The sequence below is a fragment of the Pseudomonadota bacterium genome (assembly GCA_026388315.1).
In the GTDB taxonomy this organism is placed as follows: domain Bacteria; phylum Desulfobacterota; class Syntrophorhabdia; order Syntrophorhabdales; family Syntrophorhabdaceae; genus MWEV01.
Genome location: JAPLKA010000018.1, coordinates 1 through 5,339 on the forward strand (window position 1 = coordinate 1; position 5,339 = coordinate 5,339).

Below are 5,339 nucleotides of genomic sequence, written 5' to 3' on the forward strand. Positions count from 1 at the left end.
CTGCAATCCCCAGGCTCTTGTAAGTCGGGAGATCAAGGACGTTGATAGTTTTGAATTGCTCTATATCAATGCCTGATATCCTGCTCATCGGGGCATTAGCATACTCTATAAAACCTTCCCCATTGACGATATAAACACCGAACGGCGCATTTTCAACGATGGAACGGGTAGTCCTGTATGCCTGTTCTATTGCCAGCTCAGCCTCTTTGCGGCTTGTAATATCCACTATGGTGCCTTCGTAATGGTTTAACTTACCGAGCTTGTCAAACATAGCCCGGGCGCTTATAGAAATCCAGCATTTATCTCCACCCTTACGATATACCTCAACCTCAAATGCCCTTACAAAACCATGTTCCTCAAGCAGCCTCCTGTATCTCGTCCGTTCTTCAGAAATTACATAGTGATGCTTTGCAATATCGGTGAAGGTTTTTATCATCTGGTCAGGTGAATCAAATCCCATCATACCGGCAAGGGCAGGATTGACACTGATGAACCGCCCATCAGGTGTGGTCTGAAACATACCCTCCACAGCATTTTCGAAGATACCCCTGTATTTTTCTTCACTCTCCAGAATGCGCGCTTCTGCATTTTTCCGCTTGGTAACATCACGGATGGATTCCATGGCGCCGGTTACATTACCCTTAGAATCAAAGAGTTTTGAGGCAGATGCCCACAGATATGCGCCTTTACCGGCATACATGCCTGGAATAAAGACCTCCACAAAGTAAGTATTCCCGATCTTGTGCACAAAATCGTACTTTTCCTCAATCTCAACATCTGTTTCAAATAATAAATCAATGAGTATGGGTCTTTTTTCACCGTAGAAAGGGACTGCATAGGCATAATCACTCTTGCCGAGCATCTCCTCTTTTGGCACCCCTGTCATCTCCTCAATTGCCCTGTTCCATGCAACCACCCTTTTATCACGGTCAATCACAAGGGTTGCATCGGGGAGAAAATCGATGATATCGAAAAGTTGTTTATGCGCTAAACGTAATTCTTCATCAGCGTTTTTTCGCTCCGTGATGTTCTCAACAATGCCCTCAAAGTAGAGAATTTTCCCTTGCTCGTCACGCACTGCACGGGTGTTGGTGGCAACCCAGATGGTGCTTCCATCCTTACAGCGGACCTCTGCTTCAAAACCTTTTATTTCACCGGATTCCTCAAGCATTTTCTTGTATCTCGTGCGGTCGTCAGGGTTAGCATAATACTGCTTTGCTATGTCATTAATAGTTGCAATCATCTCCTCCGGAGAATCATAGCCAAGCATTCTTACAAGAGCGTTATTCACTTTGACGAAACGTCCTTCAGGGATGCTCTGAAAAATGCCTTCTACAGAGTTTTCGAAGATGGAGCGGTATTTTCCCTCGCTCTCCAGCAGCGCCTCCTCCGCCCACTTGCGCTCGGTGATGTCGCGAACAATAGCCTGAATGTAGTATTTACCCATATTGCTGAAGACGTTCAGGCCGACCTCTGCATCAAATAGAGTCCCATCGTAACGACTGTGCTTCCATTCAAAGAACTGCGGCTGACCTCTGAGCGCCGCCTCGATCTTCTCCTGTGCTTTCTCCATGGATTTCCTTCCATCAGGTTGAACTTCCGGGGAGAACCGGTAAGGAGGCTGCCCGATGATCTGTTCCCTGGTACAACCAAACATCTCCAAGGTCTTTGGGTTGCAGTCAATAAAGATATCCTGATCCATCAAGAAAAAAGAATCGTTGGCAGACTCGAAAAGGGTCCGGAATTTGGATTCGCTCTCCCTTAGCGCCTCCTCCGCCCGCATAAAGTTAGTGATGTCGTAGTCAGAACCACGGTAGCCGAGAAGTCTGCCGTTATCATCCAGGACAGGTGTGCCGTTAATTGAGACCCACACCTCCCTGCCATCCTTTGTTACAACCGCATTACGAAGTTCACGGAAAAGTTCTTTGCGCTTAAACACCTCGAAGGCTGTCTGTCTGAAAGCGTCCCGTCCTTCTTCCGGACAGAGGTCGTAGAAGTGCATCTTTCCTGTAAGCTCCTCAGGGGTGTATCCCGTGATTAGTTCACAATTCGGGCTGACATAGGTATAAAGCCCATCGGCATCAACTTCCCATATCATCTCTCTGGATTGTTCAGCTATCTGGCTAAACCGTTCTTTTTGTTCCCTGTCATCTTTCATAACAATAACCTCGTATCTAAAAACCCGTTACTCGTATCTCGTGAAGCGTATCTCGTAACCGGAAAAAAGGATTCAAGTGAAAACAAATCCACAATCCGAAATCCGAAATCACTCAAAACTAAATTGTTTCTCCCGAAACAATTTAAGGCACGCCTCCACCACCCCAGCATCATATAACACGCCTGCATTTTTCTCAATCTCTTCCAGCGCCACGTCTATCCCGAAGCCGGGTCTGTAGGGACGGTGGGAGGCGATGGCTTCAACCACATCAGCAACAGAGATAATTTTTGCCTCAAGGAGGATATGATCACCTTTTAACTGTTGGGGATAGCCTGAGCCATCCAACCGTTCATGGTGCTGGAGGACTATCTCTGCTATGGGGTAAGGTAGCTCAACATCTTTTAATATGTCATAGCCTGTTTGAGCGTGAATCTTAATGAGGCTGAATTCCATATCTGAAAGTTTGCCGGGCTTACTTAAAATTTCAGCGGGTATCGATATTTTTCCGATATCATGGATGATGCCTGCCATGCGGATAGTGTCTACTGTATCGTTTGAGAGCCCCATCTCCTGTGCAATGGTGCGTGCAAGGCTTGATACCTTCCTCTGGTGACCTGCGGTATAGGGGTCTCGTGTCTCTACTGTTAAAGACATAGCCTGAATAGTGCCTGATAAGCTCTTCCTCAGCTTCTCCAGGGTCTGTTTTAGTTCTTCTTCGGCAAGTTTGCGGGGGGAAATGTTTTCTATTGTGCCTTCATAGTAACGTACCTTACCTGCTTCATCTTTGACAACACGGGCGTTGATTGAAGCCCAGATTATGCTTCCGTCTTTTTTATAGTGTTGTGTCTCAAACCCCTGAATGATGCCCTGTTCTTCGAGAATCTTTTTATACCTTACCCTGTCTTCGGGGTTAACATATCCCTGTTTTGATAAGTCGGTAACCCCTTTCATTAACTCTTCCGGTGAATCATATCCTATCATCCTCGCAAGGGCAGGGTTGACACTTATATATTGTCCTTCCGGTGAGGTCTGGAAAATGCCTTCTACAGAGTTTTCGAAGATGGAGCGGTATTTTTGTTCGGCCTGGCGGAGGAATTCTTCTGCCTGTTTTCGCTCGGTTAGGTCCTCAATATGGACGATAATCAGATCCGGAGGAATGAAACCATAACTTACGGACAGGAATCTACCCGGTGCGAAGTCCCGGGAAATGAGTTCCTGTCTCACAATGGATTGTTCCTGGAAACAGAGATTCATGTTACCAAGGACCTGCGGTCTGTTTCTATACATTTCCACAGCGCTGTTTCCGAGAAAGTCGCGGACTTTGCCGTTGGTGATTTGAATCGCGGCGCGGTTAAAATCTACAAGAATGAAGTCGTTTTCCTTTTTCTGCCAGGTGAAGGTCGGGATAGGACTTTCCTGATACAGGTTTTTAAAACGTCCTTCGCTTAGCCGGATCGTCTCCTCCGCCTGTTTCTGTGCTGTCACATCTTCATAGACAGCGACAATCTCACCGGAAGGAGGCTTGTATACATAGTTGTCCCTCCATCCAATTATCCGGTTATCTTTATAAAAAGAAATAGGGTAGTGTTCCGGGTTTCCTGTTTTCCATACTCTCATGAACACATCGAGGAGACCGAATTCGGTAACACCAGGGAAGGCTTCGGTAACCTTTTTTCCGATGATGTCCTCTCTTTTTATATTTTCAATCGTTTCGGCTCCTTTGTTGAAATCCTTGAAGATAAAATTATTTCCATCCTTTATCGCCTCGTAGACTGCAACACCAACATTCACATTCTCGAACAGTTCTTTGTATCTGACCTCAGTTTCCCTCAATTGCCTTTCATTCGCCAGAAGCTCCTTTGTTTTTCTGTACCTGAGTTCTTTCTGTAAGAGCAGGGGCGTTATTGTCATACACACGAACAAAAGGAAGGAAATAACAAATATCCCGATGAAATACCCCTTTTCTGATTTGAGTATTGCCCCTTTTTCCTCACCTACGATTATTGTCCATCCTATACCTCTTATGGGTGAAAAAGCTAATATGTTTTCCTTTGCTCCCTTTAAGCGATCGGGGATTTCAAAGGTATTCTTACCATCACGGATAGTTTTCTGTATGAGTGAAAACTGAGGGTATTTCGTAATCTCTTTTTCATACTCAACGGTGTTGCTATAGATGATGTTCCCTTCCTGGTCGAGGAGGGTGATACTCTTTTTGGGGTCTAATGTGTTTGCCTTGACGAGGGTGGTGAGGAAGGCGGTGCGCTGGGCGCTACTCAGTATCCCGATGACTTTACCTTTTTTATCAAATACCGGGACAGATACGGCAATAGCGAGACCTTTTCCCAGGACAACCAAACGGTAGGCAGAAAAAATATACGGTCTCCAGTTCCTGCTTACCCCTTTATACCAGTCACGGTGGGCCAGGTTCTTACCAAATCCCTCTCTGCTCACCGGGTAGTTTGCCCAGAGGGTTCCATATTGGTCGGTAAGGAAGGGTGTATCAATTTCAGTATGATGCTCACTTAAGGATTTCAGGCGAGTGATGGCTTGGTTAAATGCCTTTTTCTGTATTGCATCTACAAAGGCGGGGCGGCTTGCGTAGGATTCCAGAATACCGATAGCCACTTTTTGATGTTCATAAATAAGCGTGGAGAGAATATTTGCTGTTGACTTGTTTTCGTTGATTGTATGGTGAAGCGTGCTTCTATAATGTTGATATGCAATGACGGAGGCGGCTCCTAAAACCAGAAGAAAGATAATGGCAACAGTAAGTGGAAACGAACGGGGACTGATAAAGACAGAAAACACACCGGAATCCTTCTTCATAATAACCCTCCCTTATGTATTCAATTATAAAGGATGTTGTCTGATTGTCAATGATTATTACCGGCTGACGTGATGGGATATTCACAGATTGCGAAAAGCTGTTCAATGTTCAATGTTCAATGTTTTTTGATTGCGATTCACTATTCACTATTCACTGAAGTAAGAGTGACTTGAACGAGTCTGTTTCAATATTGACGGCCTGTTGCCCAAACATACATACAACCAATAAGATTGGAATATGAGCAGGAAGAACTTTTCGCGAGTCGCGCCTTCGAGCATTTTTGGGTACCCACTCGGCAAGAATAAACGTCCCGAAGGGCAATTCGCATGTCTGAGTCCCGGTATTTTGGGACGA

Annotated in this window: 3 protein-coding genes; all 3 read right to left on the reverse strand. The window is 45.4% G+C overall.

Annotated elements, in window-relative coordinates; genetic code table 11:
- Nucleotides 1–2,158: PAS domain S-box protein (locus tag NTX75_01160; protein MCX5814838.1), on the reverse strand; the 2,158-nt coding region annotated here is incomplete at its 3' end.
- Nucleotides 2,159–2,266: 108 nt separating this feature from the next.
- Nucleotides 2,267–4,984, reverse strand: a complete 2,718-nt coding sequence (locus NTX75_01165; GenBank protein ID MCX5814839.1) for a PAS domain S-box protein — start codon at nucleotides 4,982–4,984, stop codon at nucleotides 2,267–2,269.
- A gap of 151 nt (nucleotides 4,985–5,135) precedes the next feature.
- Nucleotides 5,136–5,339, reverse strand: a 204-nt coding sequence (locus tag NTX75_01170; GenBank protein MCX5814840.1) for a hypothetical protein, incomplete at its 5' end; no start/stop codon positions are given.